We start from the raw sequence: 25728 nt of genomic DNA, 5'->3' as shown, positions 1-25728 counted from the left end.
GTTGGTTATTTTACAAATTATTTTCCCGTCGGTTGGGTGGGTAAAACCATTAAACCTTCCCGGCATTTCGACAAAAACCGGGAAGTGACAGGCACCCTATTTAAGACACCCTATTTACCATTTGTTTCTATTACTTTCTTATACCAATCAAAACTCTTTTTCTTCACCCGTCGCAAATCCTTTTCATCTGTCTCATCCCGGTCTATATAAACAAACCCATATCGCTTTTGATAGCCATTCAGCCAGCTGAGCAGGTCAGTAAAAGACCAAGTACAATACCCAATTAGATCGACCCCATCCGTAATAGCTTCTTTTAGCTGCTCAATATGTCTGCGGATATAATCGATCCGGTAGTCATCCTGAATAATATCATTTTCTTCGAGCGTATCAAAGGCCCCCAAGCCATTTTCCGTCACCATAACCGGGAGCCTGTAGCGGCTCGTCATACGCCGCAAACCAATTTTTAATCCGACCGGGTCAATTTCCCAATCCCAATCCGTTGTTTCCAGCGAGGCATTTCTTTTACGCTTAAACAAACCAGCTATTCCACTTTCTACAAATTGTCCTTTTTTGCCATCATGATTTACCTTAGCCGCTTGAAAAACTTCTTCAAAAGGACTTGCCTCAAATGTACCCGTTTGATAGTAATTGACACCCAAAAAATCCGGCTTTCCCGATTTTAACAGTGCTGTATCTCCGTCCTCTAGTGTAGGAGAAAGTCCGTTTTTATTCAGGTATTTCCACATAGTTTTCGGGTATTCTCCATTACAATAAACATCAAGCCACCAATAGTTCAGATATTCTTCAGCATTCTCTGCAGCTAAAACGTCTTTCGGATCATTGGAGTAAGGGTAGGCAGGCCCATATGCAAAACTAGGACCAATTTTGCCATCAGGAACAATTTCCCTGAACGAAGCGATCGCTTTGGCATTAGCCAGATTCGCAATATGATTGGCTTCATACATCCGCTTCCGGTCGGAAACCCCTGGTGGATGTTTAGCTTGTTCATACCCTAAACTGATAAAAACATTTTGTTCATTTAACGTAACCCAATATTTCACCTTATCCTTAAACCGTTCGAACAAAGTCACACAATAATGGTTAAAATCCCCAATGATTTTACGGGATTCCCAGCCACCGTATTGATCCTGTAATGCCTGAGGAAGATCCCAGTGATAAAGGGTAACGATAGGTTCAATCTCATAATGCAACAACTCATCTATTATACGCTCGTAATATTGGATTCCCTGTTCATTTAAATCGTCACTGCCATCCGGAAAAATTCGACTCCAGGCAATGGAAAACCGATATGCCTTCAATCCCATTTCTGCCATCAACGCGATATCTTCCTTGTAACGATGATAGTGATCAACAGCCACATCACCGTTTGTTCCTTTAAATGTTTTTCCCGGAATTTTTGCAAAATGATCCCAGACAGAAGGACCTTTGCCGTCTTCATTCCATGCTCCTTCGATTTGATAAGCCGCCGATGCGGATCCCCATAAAAAATCTTTCGGAAACGCATCCTTATGTTGGTGATCCATATTTTCAGCTCCAATCCAAATATCATTCTAATCTTTCTTAGCTTGAAACCGGCGAAAGCTTGCGCATATACGCAAATACGGCTCCAAGCAAGTTGGCATGCTGCCGGAATTCACATGTATCAACATTTGGTTTGACCGTTGACCCGGGCAGCTCACTGAGAATATCATCAAGCTGCAAATTGATATTGGCAATTAAATCATCGCGCGCACTGATGCCGCCACCTATTAAAATCATTTCAGGGTCATACATATACTGAAGATTGTATATGCCCAATGCCAGGGACCGGTAAAAATCAGCAATCGCATTTTGGCAATCTTTATCCCCATTCTCTGCATGAATGAAAATGTCCTCACCCGTCAGTTCTTCTGGTCCACATTGTTTTCGTGAAGCTACCTCTCTAATTAATGCCCCTGTAGCACCGGCTTCACTAAGTGTTTTATATCCGGATGGGGACTCTGCGGGAATCAGCATATAACCGAATTCACCACCATGCAAATTCGCTCCCTTATGCACCTCCCCATTTTTAATCAGAGCACCGCCCACTCCAGTACCAATAACAACGACAAGTGCATCTTTATTCCCCTGTGCCTTGCCTCTCCAAATCTCTGCATAACCAACACAATTCGCATCATTTTCTATATATATTGGAACCCCGACCAGATCCTCTATCTGCTTTTTAATATTTGGTCCATGAAGATATGGCAACGCACTAGTTCCATTAATCTCCCCTATTTCCGAAACAGCACCCGGACAACTTACGGCAATACCCTTCACCTCACGATGCTCCTGATGAAGTTGGTCAAATATCTCCAGCAGTCCTTCCAATGTTCTCGGCGTTTTTATTTTTTTCTGTTTTGAAATGGTTGCCTCCTCATCAACAATTCCTGATTTGATAAAAGTTCCACCAATATCAACCGCCAAATACGTATTCATCATTCTTCCACTCCATATCTTTTTCAATTTCCTGATGATTTATATACCAAGTAATCACAACTCATTTTCGAGTGCCACTTGCGTTTATCCGTTGGAAACGGGATTTAGAGTAAATTTGCACCCAACCGGCCATCCGCTGCCTCAATAAACCGAATATTCATCAGCAGACGCTTCCCCTTACCCGTCAACGTTTAACAACGGTGATAGACACTAATTTTGTGCTAATTAAAAGAACATGACTCACGTATGATCAACTCCGGATCCACTTTGATCGAATGGGGTTGTGCCACTTCATTAATCAGATTGTGCAGCATTTGGGCAGCCAGCTTTCCCATTTTTTCTTTATCTTGCCTGACAGAGGCAAGCGCAGGAGCACTATATTCGCATGCTTCTATATCATCACAGCCAATTAATTTTATATCATCAGGAACAACAAAATGGTGCTCTTTCAATGCCCGCAAAGCACCAAAAGCCATTTTGTCAGAAACAGCATATACTGCTTCCGGCAATGTTTCACTGTCTAAAATACGCTTCATTGCTTCATATCCGCTATCCTCAAAATAATCCCCGTATTGCACCCAATCATCCATTAGCTTCATGCCAAAAGAATGCATGTGATACAGAAAGCTTTCCCTGCGTATGCCCGAGATATAGGAATCTTTTGGACCACCAATAAACGCCACTTCCCGTACCTGATTCAGATACAAATGTGTTACCACGGATTCGGATACTTTGCGATTATCTGTTGTCACATAGCTGGAATTGGGGCCTTCCAACTCCAAATCAATTCCAACGCAAGGCACTTTACTTTGGTCCAGTTCCTCAATAGCCTCTTCAATTTGATCACCCGCAATAATCAGGCAGCCATCCAATTGAAAGTGAAGGCTTCTGGCCAGGTAATCTTCTTCCGCATTGCGAAATTGGTTGTTAGAAAAAATCAGGATATCATAACCAAGTTTTCCAATAAGATCCTTAAAAGCATTCACGACATCACTGAATACTGGATGGTTCATTTCCGCATTGATATCTCCGGCATAGATCAATCCAATTAAATTTGATTTTTTAGTTGCCAAAGATTTAGCAGAAAACGTTGGATGATACCCCGTCTCCGCAATAATTTTATTTACTTTTTTCTTTGTTTCAGCACGAAGATTCCCCGAGCCATTCATTACCTTCGAAACAGTTCCTGGGGAAACATTGGCCAGTCTTGCGATATCTTTAATAGTGAGTTTCAATAATTTTCCCTCTAGTCTTTCCCTTTATTTCACGGAACCCTCCGTAATACTCGAGATAAACAACTTATTGAACATCAGGAATACAATAACCAGTGGAATGGTTGCCCAAAATACACCAGACAAAAGCATCCCGAAGTCCACATTACTGGTTGTATTCATCGAAGAAAGCGCTACCTGTATTGTATACATATCCGGGTCGCGAAGAACAGTAAATTGCCATAAAAATTCTCCCCATGTCGCCGTAAATACAATGATTCCCAGTGTCGCAAAAGCTGGTAATACAATGGGCAAAACGATATTGCAGAAAATACGAAAGTTGGAACAGCCATCCAGTTTTGCTGCTTCAACCAATTCATCCGATACGGACTGGGAAATGTATTGCCGCATCAAAAAAATTCCCAACGGGTTCAGGAAAAAAATCACCATGGCACCCAACAACGTATCCAATAAGCCAAACTCCGCGACCAAAAAGTATTGGGGAATCAACCCAAGCTGCGGTGGGATCACCATCGTCAGCAATATCGCCACAAATAAAAAGTTTTTACCTGGAAACTTGAATTTAGCAAACGCAAAACCGGCCAGTGAACTAATCAATAAAACGACCAATGTAACAACGAGACAGACAATTAGTGTGTTCAGCATCGCACCAAAAAACGGAATTTCATTCAATACTTTTTGAAAATTTTCCACCAATTGTGTTCCTGGCGTCATGGTAGGCGGTATCGAATTATAGGCAGCACTTGATCTTGTCGCCATGACAAACATCCAGTAAAATGGAAAAAGCGATAAAAAAGAGGCGATAATCATAAAAACATATACGAGAAAACGCCCAACTTTTATTTTTTTCATATTCTCCTTCCCTTCTTCCTTTTTTTAACACCAGATGTCAAGTAAGTGTTAACAACAGATGCAATAACGATAATAGCCAATAAAATGACAGCCGTTGCCGAACCCGTTCCAAATGACTGCAAAGTGAAAGCATCGCGATATAAATACATTACAACGGTCATCGCTTCTGTCCTGCTGAATGCGGAAGAGCCAAGAAATACAGTCGGTTCGGTAAACAGTTGTAATGCCCCAACTGTTGAAAAGAAAACCGTTAAAATAATAAATGGCTTCAATAACGGAATGGTAATATATCGCAATTGTTGGAAAACATTCGCCCCATCAATCCTGGCTGCTTCATAAAAGGTCCTCGGAATACTTTGCAGACCTGCCAGATAAATGATGGTATTATAACCAATCCAGCGCCAAAAAACCATAATCGAAATAGCGATTTTGGCACCCCATTCACTCGTTTTCCAGTTCACTGAATCCATTCCGAATAATTGAAGGGTGTAATTGGCCAATGCCGTATCATTATTGCTAAAAAACACGCCAAACACTAATGCGACCGCTACCATGGACGTAATATACGGCAAAAATATCATAGCACGAAAGGCGTTCCTAAATTTCAAAAAGGCCTGGTTCAGGATAAATGCTAAAATAATCCCAACAATAATTTGTGGGGCCGTTCCCATAATTCCCATGATAATCGTATTATAGAGCGATTTCCAAAACACCGGATCCTGCAAAACAACACTGAAATTCTGTAATCCGACGAACTCCATTTCCCCAAGTCCATTCCAATCCTGAAACGCCAAAAAGATACTGAAGACTGCAGGATAAAGTCCTATAATGGCAAAAATAATAAAAAAAGGCGAAATATACAAGTATGCACTGATTTTATCTTTTGTTTCCTCGGAGCGGTACTTTCGACCACGTTTGAACCCCATCTTTCTCTCCTTCCTTTCTGAAACATTCATTGATATGGCGTTCTTGCAGCCATATCAATGAATGACAGACACATGACAGGCAGCTTAAGAAGTATGCCAAAGTAGAATAATGTATCGAGCGATATAAAAAATGAATGAATTTATCGCGCTGCTACATCTTTCATCCGTTGCACTGCTTCTTCCCACTCTTTATCAGGGTCAGCACCATCATAAACATTTTGCAACGCATTCAATACCTCATCTTGCGTTGGTGTATATTTACTTCCCTTATAGATGAAGCTAATATCAGTAGCTGCATCTGCAAAATATTGTGATGTTTTTTGTCCACCGAAATAATCATCTTCCATTTCTTTAAATTCTTCCCTTTCGTACACTTCTGGTGTCGACGGAAAGAGACCAGCATCACTCTTAAAAGATTCCAGTTGATTATCAGGCGATGTCAACCATTTGGCAAATTTATAGGCCTCTTCCTCATAATCCGTTTCCCCAGGAATCGTGATATAAGAACCGCCCCAGTTGCCGGCTAATTCTTCTGGCAGCTTTGCAATACGGAATTTATCTTCCGCTTCCGGGGCATTATCACTCATCCATCCTTTCAGCCATGCTGCACCCATTTCAATTGCAAAATCCCCGCTGTTCACTGCATCGCCCCATTCCGGAGTCCACATTTCATATGCCCCAACCAGACCATGTTCATTAAATTCAACCGCCAAATCATACGCTTCTTTAACCGCGTTTCCGTCCTCTTCCACTAACAGATTACCTTCTTCATCATAAAAGCTCTCTTCTGCCCCATCAATTACTGCGCGATATACCATTTCCATGCTGTCGACTAACGGTTTTCCCGTTTCTTCTTTTATCGTTTCTCCAACTTGTATCAGATCCTCTTTGGACTGAATCAGATCTTGAACTTCATCCGGGTCTGTAGGAAGGCCAGCTTCTTCAAATAAATCAGTACGGTAAAACATGACTTTCGGCCCAATGTCGGTCGGCAATCCAAACAAGAAATTTCCTTCATTGTTTTCACCGATTTGCCATTTCCAGTCCAGAAAGTCAGACTGAATCTCCTCCGCACCGATATCATATAAATTCACAAATCTATCTTCTGCTTCTTTGAACCGGTCCAACTGATCGATTTCTACCATTGCCAAATCCGGTGCCCCTGTGCCTGCTGACAATGCGGTGAACAAGCTATTGTGATGATCAGCATTTTCCGACGTCCTGATTTCCACAGTCACCCCCGGGTTTTCTTTTTCGTACGCTTTCACCAATTCTTCGTAGTTTGTTGCACCAAATGTCCAAAATGTCAATTCTACGTCTTCATTATTCCCCTCTGAACTTGCCTCTTCATTATTACATGCTGCTAGTGTAAAAACAGCAGCAAGTATAACTACAAACATAAGCAGCCACTTGCTTGTTTTCATAAAACTTCCCCTCCAGTAAACGCTTTATTTTTTGGTCAACCTTCAGTCAGTGATGTCCAAATAAATAAACTGTCCCCCTATATAATTTTTTGTAATCATTAGCGCAAGAAATGAGTGCTAAGATTCCCAGGAAACCGGTTTCTTATAAAAGCAAAAAACAGGCTTGTTTTTAATGAGAAACCGCTTTCATAATGGATTATATTACTTACCCTCTTAAAATTCAACACATTTTCAAATATTTTTATTACGAATAAGGAAAACGGTTTCCTTTTATGAAAAAGAAAGTTTTGAAGACTCATTTTAATAAACATACAAAAAACAAAATAATACTTCTGTTTCGCTTATCTACTTTTCCTATGTATTTCTATTAATTTGCCTATCCTCAACCACAACACAGCACTCAATAATCCCACTCAACACTTCTTCCTAATATCCCGATTAAAAAACAAATCAATAAGTAAATCGGTGCCAGGCATTCATTTTGTAGTACGAACATTTTATTGACATCATATTGCTTGAGCGTTTCACCAAACAGCACAACATACATTTACCAACCCTCTTTATGTTTGGGATGAAAAATAATCAGAATTATTATATTGTTATACATCACTATGAATAAATGTTTACAGTAGGACCCAATATTATCAGCCTCCTCCTGTTCTGTCCTCAAAAAATTAATTACTTCCCCCTAAACAGAACCTGTGTTTTATAGTAAAATATATAGCGCATGAACTAACATTTTCCAAAAGGAGCAGTATGTATGAACGGAACAGCACATGCGGCAGTTGGCGGAGCGGTGGGATACATAACAGCAAGTACATTCACCTCCAGCCCTTCAGCTACCGTTTTTTTAGTCGGTTTGGGGATGGTGGCTGCATTAGTGCCTGATTTGGACATTGATGGAAAACTTCGTGAAAGAATCACGTTGTCGCACAAAGCACTTCGGAGTACCGCCCAACTCATCGGTTTATTCATGATCATATACAGTTTTTATGATGGAACCGGCAGAGAACAATTGCTGGGAATGGGGATCGGGCTCGCTATGCTGGTCATTTCTTCCAAACTGAAACAAAGCCACATGCTGAGCCTCACAGGAATTGGCGTACTTGCCGGGGGTTTTTCTCTGCAGGAAAGCTGGCTGATACTTTTTGGCGGTTATATTTTGATCGCATCTTTTGTTTCTCATCGCGGGTATACCCATTCGATTATAGGTGTTATTTTCTTTGGTATTATCGCGTCAAGTCTGGAAGCTTCACTGGGGGTTCAGGGAGTTTATTATACATGCCTCGCAGCTTACATCAGTCATTTAGTGACGGACAGTAAGATGCTGCCTTTTAATAAACGAGGGATTAAGCTGTTTTTGCCTGTTTCCTCCAAGGAAGTATAAATGAGAGGGAAAGCAATCAAACCTTAAAGCCCATACCTATTTGGCATGGGCTAACATTAAATTCTACACATTTCGACAAAAACCGGGAAGTGACAGGCACCTACTCGTCCTCTATCACAAACTCCACACGCACCTGATTTCCACTTAATCCTCTTGCAACAGAGTAGGCAGTCAGGGTGTATTCACCGATTTCCAAGGGCGGTAGCTTCAGTTCATAGCTTAGCTGGTCTCCCGGGGCAAGCTCTTCATTTCCCAGCACCTGCATAAATGCCTTGCCATCGGAAAATCGTTGAATCAGTTCATTCTCCTTATTCCGCAATTCATACTCATACCGCTGACTCGTTGTAAAAGATAATTCTTTTTCCCTGTCACTTTCATTGGTAATCGTAAATTCATATACCGTATTTTCCTGTGATAGCTTAACAGGGTTTAACGCATAAATTATTCTATCTTCCGAGATTTCTGCCGCCTCCCTTCCTGAATGGTCATCACCGTTATCTGTCGATGTCTCATTTGCACATGCTGCCAATATGAAAGAAAAACTAAGAAGAAATACAGCGGGTATTAACGATTTGGGCTTTATCATATTTTCCACCTCTTCTGTTTATCATTTCATATTGGAGCTGGTTATAAACGTTTGATGTTTATTCATGGTGGAAGCAGGAGATGTGTCTCAGTCCAAGTCACACTTTCACATCAACGGAGGCACCTAAATTCGGCTCCACAGATTGCTGCATCGCACTGATGTCTGCACTTTTCAGCAGTTTTTGCAACCCATCACTGTTTTCCTGTGATTGGTCCATCACCTTATTCATCACGGACAATTGAACCTGTTGCTGTACTTGGAATTGACTCATCGCAGTTGACATCATTGCAATATCCATTTGCACACCTCCTTTTCCTGAATTTACCATTATATAAAAATAGTATATCACAATAAACAGACAAATTGGACCGAAATAACAGATACACCCCACAGTTCTCTACCTTTTCGAGGGGGCATTTATTACTTCTCCACCACCTCATCAATAAAAGCAATTATCCCATCCACCACGTCATCCCGAATGTCCCGGTAATTATGAATCTCATGCCTGTATCCAGGGTAAACCTTTGTCTTCACCCGATGACCTGTTTCCGACAGCCAATTCGATACGGCATAAATCCCCTCCCCATAATGGCCGACTGGATCCTGATCCCCGGCAATATTGTAAACAGGAATGGAGGCGGGTACCTTTTCTGCCCATTCGGTTCCAACAATCTCCTCCATCATCTTCGCAAAATAGTACAGGGAGCGGATGTTTGGTGTTGATGTAAAGTTATTAAAAGGATCGTTCGCATGGTCTGCAACCACATCCGGATCACCGCTTATCCAGTCATTTGCTGAGTTGGGATTTTCAATGCGTCCGGTCATCCAGCCAAAAAGTTTCTCCAAATAACTGGCATCAACCTCCTCACCCTTCCCTTCATCGATCAGGTTTTTCAACTGCGAGGCCGTTTCTCCAGCTGGCGGAAACAAACCCGAAGTTCCGCACAAAACCAGTCCGTCTATACCTTCTCCATATGCAGCTGCATAACTTCTGGCGATCATGGAGCCCATGCTATGGCCGAACATAAAATAAGGCAAATCGGTGAATTGTTTTTCGACAATGGCACGAAGCGTATGTTCATCTTCCGCCATGGTCATGTATCCTTGATCGCCCCAATCACTCCAATTGCCAGAATCATATGCTGTCTTTCCATGTCCCACATGATCGTCTGCTGCGACGACAAAACCTGCTTCATTCAGCTTTAATATCATGTGCAAATACCTGCGTGAATGCTCGCCAAATCCGTGTACCAGTTGGACAATTCCTTTTGGTTTGCGGATAGGTGTGTAGATCCAGGCTTTGATGGTGTCTTTTTGGTTGAAAGATTGGAAGTTTATTTCTTGTATGGCCATTGTTAGCCTCCTCTTTTACGGTTGGTAGCGCTATCATAACTATATCATATTAATGTGATAATATGAATCTTCCAATCAACTACAAAAACCACAACATTGACGGCGCATTAAATAGTGAAGACGGGTGTTTGCTCGCCTTTTTAAAATACTCATTTAGTACCTCTCACTACTTAAACACCCGTCCAAGATCCACAGAAAGCCCATCAAAAAGAAACGAATCTGCGGTTTCCGTCGATTTACAAATCACCGTCCGTCTAATCTCCCGCTCCTCAAAATAATAAATAATCACTTTCTTCTCAGACGGATCAACAATCCAATACTCTCCAACACCGCATTCCATATAAAGGTCCAGCTTTTTGACCAGATCCTTGCCTTGTGTGCTTTCTGATAAAATTTCAACTACAAGAGACGGAACCCCTGTATAATAATCCTGGTCGTTCAGATGATCATCCAAATCGCAAATAATCATTAAATCAGGTTGCACAACACTAGGGTCATCATAGCTTGGGCGCTTGAGATGAATGTCATAGGGTGCCGTGAACGGCGTACATTTACTTCCCTGAAAATGATTAAAAAAATGGCCAAACAATGTGCCAGCTGCATATTGATGTGCTGTCCTTGGTGAAGCCAGCAAATAAATCTCTCCGTCAATATATTCATACCGGTTTTCCTCATCAAGCGTTAATTCCTGAAATTCCTCATACGTCGCCTTTTGGGATTTGGCATGGTAAGGTAGAGGCATTTCCTTTACGGTGCTTTCTTGCAGTGCTGCCTCAGGTTCTTCCACCTTCTGCAATCTTGCAATCTCGACACCATTTCGTGTGACAATAACTTCTTCTTTCGCCGCAAGCATTAAATACTTCCCAAAGTTATTCTGTACCTCGGTTGAACTGACGATCATCGTGTGGCACCTACCATCACATATATTAGCTAAATTAGCTAATTCAATTATATCTAAGTTATAAATTAATGCAAACCCTTTCAACATACCAATCTTGCCTCCACCTCTTCTTTTGAGAAAGTCTTTTTATTATCAAACCTCCATTCAATAAATCCCATCTCTAACCGATATTAATATTAGATCATTTTGTTAGGAGTGTTCCTATGTGTACATTATCAGATCAAAACATTCAACAGATAAACAATATATTCCAAACCTTAGTTGAGGCTTCCGAGCATTTTCATCAGCTTATAAAACAAAAGGAGTTAAACCAAAGTATTTTTATTCTCAGTTCCATCACGGAAGGCTTCAGTGCAATCAGCAACAGTCTAAATAATACCGGCTGGGCTGCGGAGAAAAATAAAATAGAAAAGTATCTAATTGAGATCGTACAATTGCTGGAGAAAGGAAACTTCATTAAAATCAATGAGATATTACAGTTCTCTTTTCTGCCGGTCTTAAAGAAAACTGCGAATGGTTTATCTCAGGAAATTGACCAGCAAAATCAAGACAAAGTATATACAATTGGTGTGTTCTCCTCATTTCACAACCCTCGTGAAATTTATACAAAAGAACGAATACATTCGCTAATCGTGGAAAGTGAAAGACAACATACCAGGTTATGTTTTTTCACATCAACCGACGTTGACTTTGATAAAAAAGAAGTTATTGCTGATGTGTTTGAGAATGGAAATTGGCAACGTCTCCCCCTGCCCTTTCCCGATGTTATTAACAATGTCGGTGCAGGGAGACAGTCACATGCAGAGCGAAAACTGAGAAGGATTATTCCATTTACCAGTTTTCACGTTGGTAATAAGTATTCTTTGCCAAAACGGATGGCTAAGTTTCGGAAGTACGCCGAATTACTTGTGCCATTTAGAGTATGTCAAAAAGAAAGTGAAATCTATGCGTTTTTAAAGCACAATAATCATGTCGTGTTTAAATACCTGATGGGTAACCGGGGCGAAAATATCTATTTTGTTGAAAAAAAGGCAAACAAGTATGTAATAAAAGAGCATAAAAAAGAGCGTATTTATAGTGCTGAGGCGTTTCACAAATGGCTGCTCTCTGTTGTATTGAAGAAACAAGGAAGTTTTATTGTTCAAAAGTATGTGCATACGAGAACCAAAAATGATGAACCTTATCACATTCGGGCACATGTACAAAAGAATGCGGAAGGGAAATGGGTGTTAACTCATATTTATCCAAGAGTGGGTAATAAAAAGAGCAATCTAAGTAACGTTGCAACAGATGGAAAAGTGGAAGATCTTCATACGTTTCTAATTCAGGAATATGGAGAGGCCGGTAAAAAACACGAAGAAATTATCCTGCGCCTCTCCTTAGAATTAGCACACCACCTGGATAAATTACATAACCTTTCTCTTGATGAGCTTGGCATCGATCTGGCCATTGACGAAAATGGGAGATACTGGATGCATGAGGCCAATAACGGCCCACAAACTGCTTATCATGAAGAAAAAAGAGCAATAAATACAATCGCCTATGCTAAATATATCGCCAAAAACGGAATTGCCTACTCGGACAGCGTGAGGAAATCCAGAAGTGGTATGTTCAACTCTCAAACTTCAAATCTTGAGCTGGTAAGATTAGATAACCAAACAACGATCGGTATCCTTATGGGAAAAATTAAAGGTGATTCATTAGCAGTTGCTTTTGCCGAATTAGCTAAAGAGAAACAGATCCATCTATTTTTATTTACACCTAAAGATATTGATTATGAGCAAATGCTCATAAAAGGATATTTTTATGAAGATGATGAATGGGTACCAAAAGTGGTTGAATATCCTGACGTGATATTTGACCGGTTAAAACTGCGAGGTCATAAGAATGCTGAATGGATTTATGAAGAACTTGAAGAGGTTCATTTTATTAATCAGTGGCCTGGAATCCAGCATAGTCGTTCCGAAATTTATAATAAAATTCAAGAAAACACCAGGTTAGCCAGTATCTTTTCGCCATTTCAAAAAGTTAATAGGACACGTGATATATTCCGGTATATTGAAAAGTATGGTGATGTTCTGCTTAAACCTGAAATGCGGAGTGCCACAGCAGGAGTGCAGTATGTAGAACCTCTGCCAAACGGTAAATATAATTTATCGAGAGCTAATTCAGTTCAAACATACAATGAATTACCTCTGCTAAACAAATTTAGAGAGCAGATAAAGAGTAGCAAATTGCTTGTACAAAAAGACCCCAGAGGACTGGATAAAGACGGCAAGCCATTCACCATCCATACCTACCTTATGTTGAATGAACAAGGGTGGAAATTTGTAAGTCTTTATGCGGAAAGTCAGGACTTTAAAGATACTAAAACTCTTGATCAAGAAGAGCTTGCACAGTTTCTAAATACTAATTATGAAGACAAAAACGCAGAGTATCTTGGTAGTGATATCCAAGAGGTATCTATACAGATTGCTAAACTCCTTCGAGATGTCTATGGTGATACCTTTCGCGAAGTATCTATATCATTTGGAGTCAACGAGTTTAAGCAATTACGTTTGATTGATGTTGATCCTAGTGGTCCTGCTACAGTTTATGATCATACTGTATACGCGAATAGTATTATTGAACAAGTTGAGTATGTAATGTCTGCAACCTAGAAGTATCAGGTCTAATATATAAAATCAACCATAAAGCCATTACAGGTTATAAAACTGCCGAGTAAAGTAAACTCTGGCAGTTTTTTCTTCTCTGGGGATGCTTTTACAAAAAGAGAGTTCCAAGAATAATATAGAAGATGCTGTTTTTAGTTGTTTAGATTATAATTCTTCACCAAAAAGAAAAGAGACCCTAGTAATCTAGAGTCTCCCCAAAGTAATTTATCCTTATTGCAACAACTGCAATACTCCCTGCGGTTGCTGATTTGCTTGAGCCAGCATTGATTGTGCCGCTTGGGAAAGGATGTTATTCTTCGTGAATTCCATCATTTCTTTCGCCATGTCCACGTCCCTAATACGAGATTCAGCAGCGGTTAAGTTTTCTGCTGAAGTTCCCAGGTTGTTGATGGTGTGATCCAGACGGTTTTGGACTGCACCTAGTTTGGAACGTTCAGCTGATACCTGATCAATAGCTGATTGGATAGTTGTGATGGCATTGTCAGCTGCTGATTGTGTAGATATATTTATACCTTTGTCTGGATCAGGTGTTGTTGCAGCACTGACATTACCATCTGCAGGCACAGTAGTACCGCCAATTTCCGCACTTCCATCTGCCACACTATCTGCTAAAGTTGCATTTAATCCACTAACGCTATTAATTGCGGCTAAAACATCATTATGCGTTGAACTGATTGCACCAGGACTGCTTGCATCTGCACCAGCATCTTGTGCCAATGTAATAGTCAACGTGTTATTTTCTTCATTAAAAGTATGAGATCCCTCAGTTTCTTCAGTACCCGTTTCTAAGTCAGCAAACTCAATGTTGATCTCTTCACCATTTGAATTTGTAACAACATAGTTACTAGCAATTGTTGCTTCAGTAGATTCGACACCGACTACCCCTAGAGCCTCAGCACTCATATCACCAATCTCAACTGATAAATTTTGCCCTTCATTAGCTCCAATATGGAAAGTCCCTTCAAATGAACCATCCAATAAGCTCTGAGTATTAAACTCCGTATCCTCAGAAATATCGTTCAACGCATTAGCAAGCTGATCCACTTCTTTCTGTAGCTCCGCACGATCCGCATCCGTATTCGTATCGTTCGCACTCTGAGTAGCCAACTCCCGCATCCGCTGCAAAATAGCATGAGATTCGTTCATCGCTCCCTCAGCAGTCTGAATCAAAGAAATCCCATCCTGCGCATTCTTCTCAGCCATCTCCAACCCACGAATCTGCCCGCGCATCTTCTCAGAAATCGCAAGACCCGCTGCGTCATCTCCTGCTTTGTTGATCTGAAGACCCGAAGAAAGCTTCTCCAGCGATCCCTGTACTGCGTTTTGGTTGCCTGTCAGCTGGCGGTGCGTGTTTAGCGCCGCAATGTTATGATTGATAATCATTTACCTTACCTCCATGTTTTGTTTTCTAGCAAGCCACGTCCATTTGGCTTGCTGATTTATAATCATTCCAATTACTTGGAATCACTATTGTAAATCTCTCCACGTACAATCTGAAAATCCCGTGGAGCGCTGATTCGTAGCTGTGTATAGTTACTCAGCTTGTCTTCCCGGCTTACTACTTCAATTTCAACCTCTCGCCCCTGATCGTCCACTAAAAAGACCTTCTCACCGGGCTTTCTTCCTAACGTTAGGGCCATGGCGCTCATCCTCCTTGATGATACTTCTTATATCGGCAGCAGCCCGTGGATGTTTAATGTTTTTTTGAAAAAGTTTTTTATAAAATATTGTGTAAACTCACGATAGAAGGTATCACAAATTCTTTTTGATTGTATACACTATCATCATGACTTTTCAGGATAGGTGTGTACAAAAATGATTAAAGTTTCGGGTACGACCTTTCATTGGGATGAATTGATTGATAAAATCTCGATTTCAAATAAAAGTAGACATATTTTAAAAGAGCTGGACAAAAGCTCAACAGTTTACAGGTACCTAACCTTCCAGGACTTGGAGAGCACCATTCTTATAAGGGAGCATATTATTGAGGCAGCAAAAAAGCTGAACAACAGCAATGCAAGCTTTGCCACCTTTGAAAACACAAAGGCTAATGATAGGTATTGGACTGTCACGGAACAAGGCGGTATCCGTTTAAGAGAAGGGGTCAAGCCTTCAGACGCAATCTCCGATGTTTTTAACAATGGCGATGAATACGCGTTTGAATGCGCAACAGCTATGACCATTGTTTACTATGATGCCTTGATTCAATACCTGGGAGCTGAAACATTTAATAATTACTTTAAGGATTTATATTTGTATAGCTGGTTAACAGATTCTGATCTTGTTTTGAAAACCGTTACAGAGACTGATCCAATTCCAGGTGATGTCGTTTATTTTGAAAACCCTGACAATATTAAACCTCAATGGCAAGGGGAAAATTCCGTATACCTTGGGGATGGTCTTTATTATGGACATGGCATGGGAATACTAAGCGCGGAAGAAATGATCAAGAAACTAAACACGTTGGGTGAATCGGATAAAGAGGATGCTTATATACTTGATAAAATAGTACGGCCCTCTTTCGACCATTGGATCGAGCTAAAACAAAGAAACCATCTATCTGATAGGATGCCTGCAAATCGGGTAATATTATATGATACGATCTACCATCATAACCAACCATCTATTTCGTATTATTATTACGGATTCTTAGTAGGCTTGTGGGGCAGGGGTAATATGAAGATAACGATTAATTATACATTGGATTGATTGGCGTTGGACTAAGGGACGGCAAAACTGTCCCTGCTTTTTTGAGTTCAATTAAGCCAGAATAACGGTTGCACGTACGTTTAATGCAGCTTGCTTTGAGCAATGCAAAATAAAACACTTCCGTACAAACTTTAGCTGTATGGTTAAACATTCAAGATACCACTTATGAAAAGGCGGTCTCTAAAAGCTCAATAAACAGGCGTAATTATTAAAGTTCATAATCTAAGAAAACTATTAAATCGAAAAATGCAATCAGCAATTGTCCGAATTTCACCGTCATAATAGGAAGAAGTTATCTGTCCTTCGTTCTTTCATTATCTTACTACGTTCTTTCCTTTTTATTTCAGATAATGAAATAAATATGCTACCCCAATATTTCCACCTTTATCCTTAGTACATTCAAACATTCGGCAATATGTTGCCAAAGTTCGGGTAGTACAATAACCTTACCTTTTAAACAATGTATACATGGCTTTAATTCTTTCTCTTAATCTATTTTCCAATTCATCCTCATCAGACCATATAATTGTATTAATTTGACTAACATCAAAATGCCTCTTTTCAAAATCTTCTGTTTTACAACTTAAAATTACTTGTTTTTTCTTCGCCATTGCATAACCAGCTTCTAAATAAACTCCTCGCTTTTGTTCGGTTAAATCACTTACGACAAATTCCGCATTTTCTATTTCACTAAAAATTTCTGGGACAATTTGGTTATTATGTTCTTTTATGTCAATAAGCATTGCATCATACCCAAATTCTTCAATCACTTTAACTATAGAGTGTCTTGCCTTTTGCATAGATTCACCGAAAGACATAGCAATAAAAACTGATGACCTTTTATAATCGATTTCAAATTTAAAGTTATTCAATTCTTTTATGATTAACTGTTGAATACTAGTAATACTTTCCCAATGAGAATTACTTGAAGCAATTAATAACATAACAACAAGGAAACTTTTTTCATCAAGCTTTTTTATGAAATTCCAGATTTCATCAAAATCAACATAACTAAAACTTTCGACATGATTAGGAATAATTCTTTCAGTATCTGTTTTAAAATTAAGTTTATCACCTTCATACCCTAGCTCACTTAATATATCAATAGCTAATGCAGCAGGAAACTCAAATACTGTTGAATAAACATATTCTGGAATCCCGCCAATAGTTTATTTCATCGTCATTATATTCTAAGTTAATTGATACTCTTTTAAAGTCAATCCTGTTTTTTAATCCAATTTTAAAATCCCTTAAATCGCTTTCTTTATTTGATAAATTGAATACGCTTTTTTTTAATTGCCCCATATATAACCCTCCAACTACATTAGTGTAACATGAAAAGGATCACCCCCCTCGCCATTCAGGGGCAATCCTTTCATTACACCACTTCAATCCTACTGCGCATAATACCCACCATCAACCGGCAATTCAACACCCGTCACAAAGGAAGACTCATCACTAGCAAAATACAAAACAGCATTAGCAATATCCCCAGGTTTGCCAAGTCGTGGCAGCGGTGTCTGAGATTCAAACCAGCCTCGGTATTCATCATTTTGAAAAAGCTCAGTGGTCATTGGTGTCTCAATATACCCAGGATGAACAGAATTGACCCGAATATTTTGTTTCGCGTAATCGATGGCAACAGCTTTGGTGAGCATCCTTACACCGCCTTTAGAAGCCGTGTAGGAACTGGCACCGCTCCCGCCAGTCAATCCGGCAATAGACGAAATGTTAACAATCGAGCCGCCGCCATGTTCAAGCATGTTTGGAATGACATGTTTCATGCCAAGAAACGTACCGGTAAGATTAATATTTTGTGTCCGCTGCCATTTCTCCAGGGAAATTTCATGAAAAGCTTCCCCGGCATCCGAAATACCCGCATTGTTGACAAGAACATCAACTTTTCCAAATTCAGCAATTGAATCTTTAACCACTTGCTCCCATTGCTCCTCCGAGGAAACATCATGATAGAATCCAATCGCAAACCCGCCGTTTTCCTTAATCTCCGAAACTACTTCTTTCACCTTGTCTTCCTGAATATCCGTAACAACAACCTTTGCCCCTTCTTTGGCGAACAGTATTGCTTCTTCCTTGCCTTGTCCACCACCAGCACCAGTAACAATAGCAACTTTATCTTTTAATCTACTCATCTGAACTCCTCCTCTGTCGATTTAGTTGATTCAAAAGAGATCTTCCAGCTTAATGACCTGAGCCATTTCGACTGTTCTTCCTTCAATCAACCTTTCTCAAGTATTTTTTATTAGTAAAATAGAACTAGTCTCACTTATTATGTTACCGCTTTCCATTAACTGGATTCAAGTAATTTGTTTGAACTTTTTTTCAATATAACTGTTGCATCAATATTGAGCCACTTATGACACGGGTGAGCCACTAAAACTTGAAAAAGGAAAGAGACTCTCGACTAGTGGATATTATTTTCTCTCAAAAGTTAAATCTCTCCATCCTCAACGACACTCCATACATCCCCAATCATCCACTCCCAGCCGGGTATGAATTCTCCCTATTAACATACGAAGAACAACGCCACCAATGGGCTGAAGTCACAACCGCAGCAGGTGAATTCCCGCATAAAACACAAGCCCTGAAACGATTTGCTGAAGAATTCACACCACACTTGACCGAAGCGAAAAAACGCATCCTTTTCCTAAAAACAACAAATGGCAGTTATGCCGGCACAGCAACCGCATGGGTGGGAGAGTGGGATAAGCAAACGATTGGACGGCTGCATTGGATGGAAATAAAGCCTGAATTTCAGGGGCAAAAACTCGGCAGGCCATTGATCGCAAAGGCTTTCGAGCTGCTTTCCAACTATCATCATAAAGCCTATTTAAAAACACAGCCGAGAAGCCTGGCAGCTATTCATCTCTACCTGGAATTCGGTTTTACGCCCGCCATACAAACCACTGCACAAGAAGTCGCTTGGAATTATGTGTTCAGCCAGCTTAATAAAGATTAACAAACCACGTGAAAAAGGGACAGGTCACTGACCCATCCCTTTTCATCTCTACTGAATCGTCTCAAGCAATTGATAAGCCTCTTCTTTCGTCTCAGCTTCCAGCAGTTGCTCCCTAAACTCATTATCCATCAGTTTCCGCGACAGCATTTGCAGGATTCTTAAATGATCATTTCCTGACCGTTCTTCCGGTACAGCGATCATGAAGATCAGCTTGGCATCCGTGCGGTCAAGGCTGTTCCAGTCAATGCCATCTTTACTGCGGCCAAAAACGACAGCGGGTTTTTTGACGGCAGATGACTTAGCATGCGGAATTGCGATGTTCATGCCAAGTCCGGTGGAGCTTTCCTTCTCCCGGTCATAAATCGCCTGCTTGAACGTTTCTTTGGAATCGATGATGTTTTGCCCATCGAGCAGTTGGATGAACTCATCGACCACCTCATCTTGCGTTGAACCGGCTACATTCACCGTCATCAAATCCCGGTTCAGGATATCCGTCAGTTTATGAATCTCCACATCCTCGACTGCCTCTTCCTGCGCCTGTCTTTGGTCATTTTCAGAAGTGTCCGACGCGTCTTCCGCAGGCACTTCCACACCCCCAGGCGTCACACCAGCAGGCTGGACATCTTTTTTCAGCAAATTAACCATAATAGCCGTTACAATCGTACCGATAATAGCTGCAACAAAGAACATCAGCACATTGTCCACGGCACCAAGCACGGCAACAATCGGTCCGCCATGTGCCACGCGATCTCCCACGCTGCCCATCATTGCAATTGCCGCTCCAATCATGGAACCGGTCATAATGCTTGGGATCACACGGATGGGATCTTGTGCTGCAAAGGGAATCGCGCCTTCTGTAATTCCGAATAGACCCATGGTAAAGGAGGCTTTCCCTGTTTCTTTTTCCGCCTGCTGATATTTGCGTTTGTTTAAAAATGTAGCAAGTCCCATACCGAGTGGCGGGATACAAATGGCAACTGCAATTGGACCCATTATTTCATAGTTGCCTTCCGCAATCATGGCAGATCCAAACAAGAACGCCACTTTGTTAAAAGGCCCGCCCATATCGACAGCGATCATGGCACCGAGGATGAGCGCCAAAACAATGGAGCTTGTGCCCTGCATGCCTTCCAGCCACGTTGTCAGCGATGCAAAAATTGCAGAAACCGGAGCACCAATGACCGTTATAAACAGGATACCGACGATTAATGATGCAATGATCGGAATAAAGATGATTGGCATGACCGGCTGCACCGCTTGCGGGACTTTAATTTTCTTAATGCCAAGTACCACATAACCAGCAAGAAAACCGGCAATAATACCGCCGATAAAACCAGCGCCAGCTTCACTGCCATAAAAACTTCCGGTTGCTGCAATATAGCCACCAATCATTCCCGGTGCGAGCCCCGGACGATCGGCTATACTCACGGCAATAAAACCAGCTAATATCGGAACCATAAAGCTAAATGATGCGCTTCCAATGTTCTCAATTTGCTTCCAAAATGAATCTTCCGGGATAACAATTCCACCCGGCGTCTGCTCACCGCCAAGTGCAAGGGATATCGCAATCAATAGTCCCCCGACGACAATAAAAGGAATCATATATGACACACCGTTCATTAAGTGCCGGTATATCGGATTTTCCTTTTCCTTGCGCTCTTTTTTCACTTGATCTGTCGACTTCAGTCCAGATTCATAAACCGGTACATCCCCGCTTTGCACCCGATTGATCAACTTTTCCGGGTTGCGAATGCCTTCCTGGACGCCGGTCACGAGTAGCTTTTTCCCGGCAAAGCGATCTTTGGAAATATCCTTATCACTTGCAATAATAATGCCATCTGCTTCTTCAATATCTTTATCTGTGAGCTCGTTTTCTGCTCCAATCGAACCTTGTGTCTCGACTTTCATATCGACACCCATATCATCCGCCGCTTTTTGCAAATTTTCAGCAGCCATGTACGTGTGTGCAATACCAACCGGACACGCGGTTACAGCCAATATTCGCATATCAGTTGCCTCCTTTTCTTTTCTACTTCTATTATAAAACGTTTTCACCCCAAAAAAATAATTCATTTTTACCAGTACAACGGTAAAAATGAATTATTGTTCGAACACTGTTAGGATATCAGCTGCAGATTCTGCTTCACTCAATCTCTCCACGAGGACAGGATTCCGGCTAATCCCGGCAATTGTCTGCATAAGTGACTTTGTCATTGTCTGGTCTTCTTTGGCAATAGCCAGAAGAAACACAACAGAAACCATTTCGTCGCCCCATTGGATCGGTTTCTTCAACACAGCCAGTGAGACAACGGATTTTCTGACTGCATACGGATCAGCGTGTGGAATAGCTACGCCTCCCCCGATAACGGTGGCAGATGCCCTTTCTCTTAACATGGCACTGTGGACAAACTTCTGATCAGCAAATCCGTGATTCACTAGGTCATTTGCAAGCATTTCAACAATTTCGAACCGGTGTTCCAAATTCATTCCTGGATAGATAAAATCCGGGTTAAGGAACGGTTTGATTGCAGCTAGTGCCTCTACCTCACTTGTGTCTTGCTGATCCCTTGCTTGCAGAAACTGATCCAGACGCCTCGTATCATCCGGTTCAAGAAGCGGTGAAACGACAATGGCCGGAATTTCGGAACTATCAATATCCGCAGTGGAAATAATCACGTCCGTCTCATGCTTCTCCAAAAACCCCGGGATCTCATGCTTACTGATACTAGCAAGGATGTCCATTCCCCGGTAGGACTGCTCCAATTTTGCCTGCAACAAATGAGACATCCCGACGCCGAGGTCACAAACAATCACACCTTTTTTCACCGGTGCTTTTTCTTTTTCCATCCGTTCGATTGAGGCTTGAAAATGCAGCACAAGATAGGCAGCCTCATCCTCAGGTATATCCAATTCATAGGCTTCATTCATCTTTTCGACAGCCAGAATCACCATGCTAAACATATAGGCATATTTCTTTTTGATGTCTGTGAGCATAGGATTTCTGATGGTAAGACCATGCCTGACGCGATGAATGGCTGATGCGAGATGGGTTTCCAAGCCCTCTTTCAGCACGTTATCATCCTGAAACTTGATCAAGGTCATACGCTGCAGCTGTGCCGTCATCTGCCGGACGACCTCCGCCACGAATCCATTCCCGTTTCCGCCATGCGTTGTTCTGCAGCTTTCCAGATGCCAGGTAAAATAAACATACTCATCTTCGGGAAACGACATGCCAAGCGTATCCTCCAATTGTTTCAGAAACCATGCCGCCATATGGTAGGATTCCAGCTTCACATTCGTGCCATCATCGGATTCCCCCAGAAAAATAGAGGAACGCTGCCGGGTGCGTTTAATCATAATCAACGCATGAATCTGCAAGCTTTCAAATTCACCCTCCGCGAATGTAATTGGGTAACGCATCTGCAAATCCCGCAACAGCTTTCTGACTGTATTGATTTCACTTGGCTGGAACAAATGAAGCACGCGCCGCCGCTCCCCGGGTTCAGATGGGATTAATTCCGAGAGATTTGCCAGCGCATTCCGTTTATTTAATTCCTCACCCTTAACAAAATGTCCGAGCCGCTGCTTTGAAAGCAATTCCAAATGATAACCTTCAAGCCAGCGGGCAATTCGGTTTAAATCGTTCTTGACTGTGGTTGTGTTGGTAAAATGCTCACCAGCTAAACTTGCCAATGTCAGCGGCTTATCGCTTACAAGCAATTGATAGGCCATCTCAAGCAACCGATCGTCATCAGAGACTGCTGCATCCTGATAGATACGATGGAACAATTTTACCCTGTCCTCATGATTGATGGAAAGACAAACACCCATCCCCCGTCTCCGTTCAAGTTCAGCAGAAGGATATTCCCCGAGTAAGGTCTCCACCTTGTCCAAATCATTCCGCACCGTTTTTTCCGAACAATCCAGTTCATCTGCCAGCTCCTGCACATGAACAAAGTCGTTCAAACCGGTCAGCAAAATGCGTACGAGTTCTTTTTGCCTGTTATTCACCTGAAACACCATCCGAATACGTAGATATCACTATACTCATCATATAGACTTGGTGGCTTTAAAACAATAGATTAAATTTACAACAGGTCTTTTTAGGCAAACTAAATTTTCACACATACTTCGAAATAGCATAGTTAAAATGTTGCAATCGGATCTCTATTCGACTCGTATTTCCTCAAAATCCCTGCCACCAACCACAAACTTCCTTCGATTGTAGTTGTAGAGAAATCTATAGAAATTAACAATTAAGAAAAAGAACGCCCCAATGAAATTGCCACAACAATTACACTAGAGACGCCCACCCAGAAGCGAATCACTTTACTTTTCCCTATCCCTAATAAACTCCTCCACCTCTCCTTTCCCAGACATACCCCCCTGAGCACCAACCTTCGTCACAGAAAGAGCCGCCGCTGCATTCGCAAACTGAACCGCTTCAGCAATAGGCACGCCAGCCCCAAGCTGCGTGGCCAGCGCTCCGTTAAATGTATCACCTGCCCCGGTTGTATCTTCCACGTTTACATGAAAACCCGATACGTGACGATCGGTCCCATTATCTACATATTGAACACCTGCATTCCCTTGTGTAATGATTAGCTTTTCTCGTATGGTGTCAAAAAGCGGACCATGTTTCATCGCTTCCGCTTCAATTTCATTCGGAGTGAAATATGTAGTTTTCGTTAATACATCATCCGGTAAATGCTGATATGGCGCTGGGTTGATTACAACTGGGACATCGTATTCTTCAGCGACTTTCACCGTATGGATGACTGTCTCTATTGGTATCTCCAGCTGCAGCAGCACCACATCACTTTGTTTAATAAGCTCACGGTGCCTGTCCACTAATCCCGGAGACACAAGATTATTCGCCCCTAATGCAACAATGATGCGATTATCATTTTCAGACAAAATAACATTTGCAATCCCGGTTGCTGCCTCCGATTTCACGGTGATACCTTCCCCATTAATTCCTTCACTTTTAAGGTGATCTAACAGTGTCACACCAAATTCATCATCACCAACAGCACCAATCATGTTTACATTAGCCCCAACCCTGGCTGCCGCTACCGCTTGATTGGCGCCTTTACCACCAGGATATGTTGCAAACGTTTCTCCAAGAATTGTTTCCCCCTGTTTCGGCATTTTCTTTGTGGTGACGGTTAAATCCATATTAATGCTTCCAACCACACAAACTGTCGGCTGCTTCATGTTATTACCTCCTCCTTAGTGTTTCGACATAAATCGGGAAGTGACAGGCACCTCCCCTACATGTGATTACATCCCATACGACTCCAACGCATCCCTAAATAATCCCCAAAACTTTTTCGCATCCAGATCATGCGCAAATTTCACATTCGGTTCTTTCTCCGTCACACCTAAATGATCGACAGCTGTCATCCCATATGTGAATTCACCTTTCGTCTCAATATCCACATGCACCTGCTTAAAATCGAAAATAGAAGGATCCATTAAATAAGCCACGGTACATGCGTCATGTATAGGTCCTCCGTCAAACCCGAATACCTCCTTATATGTTTTGGAAAAGAACCTCAATAATTCCACAACAAAATCAGCCACAGCATTATCCACTCTGGACAAATCTTCAACAATCTCATCCGTTGCGATTGCCTGGTGGGTTACATCCAACCCAAACATCGTTACAGGCGCGCCGCTTTCGAATACGACTTTTGCTGCTTCTGCATCCACGTAGATGTTAAACTCCGCTGCCGGGGTCCAATTACCAAATGTTCCTCCGCCCATCAGCACAATTTCCTTTATTTTTGGAATGATTTTAGGCTCTTTGATCATAGCCAAGGCAATATTTGTCAAGGGGCCTGTGGGCACGAGCGTAATAGCCTTATCCGATCCTAAAACCTTGTCTATAATCAAATCCACAGCATGTCCCTCGGTCTGTTTCGTTGAAGGATGTTTAGGCAGCAACGGTCCATCCAGCCCGGTTTCTCCATGAATTTCTTCTGCGATCTCTCGCTTCCTGAATAACGGCCCTTCCGCTCCCTGCACGACAGGAACGCCTTCCAGCCCGATAATATCCGCCACCTTCAGTGCATTTAACGTATTCTTTTCTACTTCGACATTCCCAGCCACTGTCGTTATCGCCTCTATATTAAGGCTGCTGATTTTTGATGCGGCCAATATGATCGCAATCGCATCATCATGACCCGGGTCGCAATCAAATATAACCTTTTCCATAAATCTCCC

At 41.6% G+C, this 25728-nt stretch carries 23 protein-coding genes; 4 read left to right on the top strand and 19 right to left on the bottom strand.

Annotation, left to right across the window (positions count from 1 at the left end):
• Positions 1-110 precede the first annotated feature (110 nt).
• The 6 genes from CEG13_RS02370 to CEG13_RS02345 all read right to left on the bottom strand — a co-directional run bounded on the left by CEG13_RS02370 (position 111) and on the right by CEG13_RS02345 (position 6912).
• On the bottom strand, positions 111-1544 hold the full coding sequence (locus CEG13_RS02370) for a glycoside hydrolase family 1 protein (RefSeq protein WP_100010156.1): 1434 nt from the start codon (positions 1542-1544) through the stop codon (positions 111-113).
• 37 nt (positions 1545-1581) lie between these two features.
• On the bottom strand, positions 1582-2481 hold the full coding sequence (locus tag CEG13_RS02365; protein ID WP_100010155.1) for an ROK family protein: 900 nt from the start codon (positions 2479-2481) through the stop codon (positions 1582-1584).
• 218 nt (positions 2482-2699) lie between these two features.
• Positions 2700-3713: a LacI family DNA-binding transcriptional regulator gene (locus CEG13_RS02360; protein WP_100010154.1), complete on the bottom strand. Its 1014-nt coding sequence runs from the start codon at positions 3711-3713 to the stop codon at positions 2700-2702.
• A gap of 24 nt (positions 3714-3737) precedes the next feature.
• Positions 3738-4562 carry a carbohydrate ABC transporter permease gene (locus CEG13_RS02355; protein WP_100010153.1) on the bottom strand — a complete coding sequence of 275 codons (825 nt, stop codon included), beginning with the start codon at positions 4560-4562 and terminating at the stop codon, positions 3738-3740.
• Positions 4559-5488 (bottom strand): carbohydrate ABC transporter permease, encoded by a 930-nt coding sequence (locus tag CEG13_RS02350; RefSeq protein ID WP_239984541.1) that lies wholly within the window; start codon positions 5486-5488, stop codon positions 4559-4561. Before CEG13_RS02350 ends, CEG13_RS02355 begins: the two co-directional genes overlap by 4 nt.
• A 140-nt stretch (positions 5489-5628) precedes the next feature.
• Complete coding sequence (locus CEG13_RS02345; RefSeq protein WP_100010151.1) at positions 5629-6912, bottom strand: ABC transporter substrate-binding protein; 1284 nt, start codon at positions 6910-6912, stop codon at positions 5629-5631.
• A gap of 760 nt (positions 6913-7672) precedes the next feature.
• Here CEG13_RS02345 and CEG13_RS02340 point away from each other — a divergent pair.
• A complete protein-coding gene (locus CEG13_RS02340) occupies positions 7673-8299 on the top strand; it encodes a metal-dependent hydrolase (protein WP_100010150.1) in 627 nt (208 codons plus the stop codon).
• Positions 8300-8399: 100 nt separating this feature from the next.
• Here CEG13_RS02340 and CEG13_RS02335 read toward each other — a convergent pair whose 3' ends face one another.
• The 4 genes from CEG13_RS02335 to CEG13_RS02320 form a co-directional block, all read right to left on the bottom strand.
• Positions 8400-8885: a BsuPI-related putative proteinase inhibitor gene (locus CEG13_RS02335; RefSeq protein WP_100010149.1), complete on the bottom strand. Its 486-nt coding sequence runs from the start codon at positions 8883-8885 to the stop codon at positions 8400-8402.
• 97 nt (positions 8886-8982) lie between these two features.
• Positions 8983-9183 (bottom strand): YjfB family protein, encoded by a 201-nt coding sequence (locus CEG13_RS02330; RefSeq protein WP_100010148.1) that lies wholly within the window; start codon positions 9181-9183, stop codon positions 8983-8985.
• Positions 9184-9305: 122 nt separating this feature from the next.
• Positions 9306-10238: an alpha/beta fold hydrolase gene (locus CEG13_RS02325; protein WP_100010147.1), complete on the bottom strand. Its 933-nt coding sequence runs from the start codon at positions 10236-10238 to the stop codon at positions 9306-9308.
• A gap of 166 nt (positions 10239-10404) precedes the next feature.
• Positions 10405-11139: a type II toxin-antitoxin system prevent-host-death family antitoxin gene (locus CEG13_RS02320; RefSeq protein WP_100010146.1), complete on the bottom strand. Its 735-nt coding sequence runs from the start codon at positions 11137-11139 to the stop codon at positions 10405-10407.
• A 203-nt stretch (positions 11140-11342) separates the two neighbouring features.
• On the opposite strand from CEG13_RS02320, the gene CEG13_RS02315 reads away from it, so the two are divergent.
• Positions 11343-13799, top strand: a complete 2457-nt coding sequence (locus tag CEG13_RS02315; protein WP_100010145.1) for a YheC/YheD family protein — start codon at positions 11343-11345, stop codon at positions 13797-13799.
• A 225-nt stretch (positions 13800-14024) separates the two neighbouring features.
• Here the strand turns inward: CEG13_RS02315 and CEG13_RS02310 are convergent, their stop codons facing one another.
• Together CEG13_RS02310 and CEG13_RS02305 are read right to left on the bottom strand one after the other, a co-directional pair.
• A complete protein-coding gene (locus tag CEG13_RS02310; RefSeq protein ID WP_100010144.1) occupies positions 14025-15197 on the bottom strand; it encodes a flagellin N-terminal helical domain-containing protein in 1173 nt (390 codons plus the stop codon).
• Positions 15198-15268: 71 nt separating this feature from the next.
• Complete coding sequence (locus CEG13_RS02305; protein WP_100010143.1) at positions 15269-15454, bottom strand: carbon storage regulator; 186 nt, start codon at positions 15452-15454, stop codon at positions 15269-15271.
• 175 nt (positions 15455-15629) lie between these two features.
• Here CEG13_RS02305 and CEG13_RS02300 point away from each other — a divergent pair, with 175 nt between their 5' ends.
• A complete protein-coding gene (locus CEG13_RS02300) occupies positions 15630-16523 on the top strand; it encodes a protein-glutamine gamma-glutamyltransferase (protein ID WP_100010142.1) in 894 nt (297 codons plus the stop codon).
• Between the two features lie 446 nt (positions 16524-16969).
• Here CEG13_RS02300 and CEG13_RS02295 read toward each other — a convergent pair whose 3' ends face one another.
• From CEG13_RS02295 to CEG13_RS02285, 3 genes are all read right to left on the bottom strand, one after another.
• Entirely contained in the window at positions 16970-17467 is a 498-nt protein-coding gene (locus CEG13_RS02295; protein WP_143469645.1) for a hypothetical protein, read from the bottom strand.
• A gap of 181 nt (positions 17468-17648) precedes the next feature.
• The gene (locus tag CEG13_RS02290) at positions 17649-17828 is read right to left on the bottom strand and encodes a hypothetical protein (RefSeq protein ID WP_100010140.1); all 180 of its coding nucleotides are present in this window, start codon (positions 17826-17828) and stop codon (positions 17649-17651) included.
• 89 nt (positions 17829-17917) lie between these two features.
• On the bottom strand, positions 17918-18673 hold the full coding sequence (locus CEG13_RS02285; RefSeq protein WP_100010139.1) for an SDR family NAD(P)-dependent oxidoreductase: 756 nt from the start codon (positions 18671-18673) through the stop codon (positions 17918-17920).
• Between the two features lie 275 nt (positions 18674-18948).
• Between CEG13_RS02285 and CEG13_RS02280 the strand changes: the two genes are divergently transcribed.
• On the top strand, positions 18949-19500 hold the full coding sequence (locus tag CEG13_RS02280) for a GNAT family N-acetyltransferase (protein WP_158234629.1): 552 nt from the start codon (positions 18949-18951) through the stop codon (positions 19498-19500).
• Between the two features lie 48 nt (positions 19501-19548).
• On the opposite strand, the gene CEG13_RS02275 is transcribed toward CEG13_RS02280, so the two are convergent.
• The 4 genes from CEG13_RS02275 to CEG13_RS02260 form a co-directional block, all read right to left on the bottom strand.
• Positions 19549-21507: a fructose-specific PTS transporter subunit EIIC gene (locus CEG13_RS02275; protein ID WP_100010137.1), complete on the bottom strand. Its 1959-nt coding sequence runs from the start codon at positions 21505-21507 to the stop codon at positions 19549-19551.
• Between the two features lie 93 nt (positions 21508-21600).
• Entirely contained in the window at positions 21601-23511 is a 1911-nt protein-coding gene (locus CEG13_RS02270) for a BglG family transcription antiterminator (RefSeq protein ID WP_158234628.1), read from the bottom strand.
• Positions 23512-23829: 318 nt separating this feature from the next.
• Positions 23830-24717 carry a ribokinase gene (gene rbsK / locus CEG13_RS02265; RefSeq protein WP_100010135.1) on the bottom strand — a complete coding sequence of 296 codons (888 nt, stop codon included), beginning with the start codon at positions 24715-24717 and terminating at the stop codon, positions 23830-23832.
• A gap of 66 nt (positions 24718-24783) precedes the next feature.
• Complete coding sequence (locus CEG13_RS02260) at positions 24784-25719, bottom strand: nucleoside hydrolase (RefSeq protein WP_100010134.1); 936 nt, start codon at positions 25717-25719, stop codon at positions 24784-24786.
• Between the last annotated feature and the right edge of the window lie 9 nt (positions 25720-25728).

The sequence above is a fragment of the Lentibacillus sediminis genome (assembly GCF_002763455.1).
Taxonomy (GTDB): domain Bacteria; phylum Bacillota; class Bacilli; order Bacillales; family Amphibacillaceae; genus Lentibacillus_D; species Lentibacillus_D sediminis_A.
Note: the sequence above shows the minus strand (reverse complement) of the source record. Positions and strands in the feature narration are given on the sequence as shown.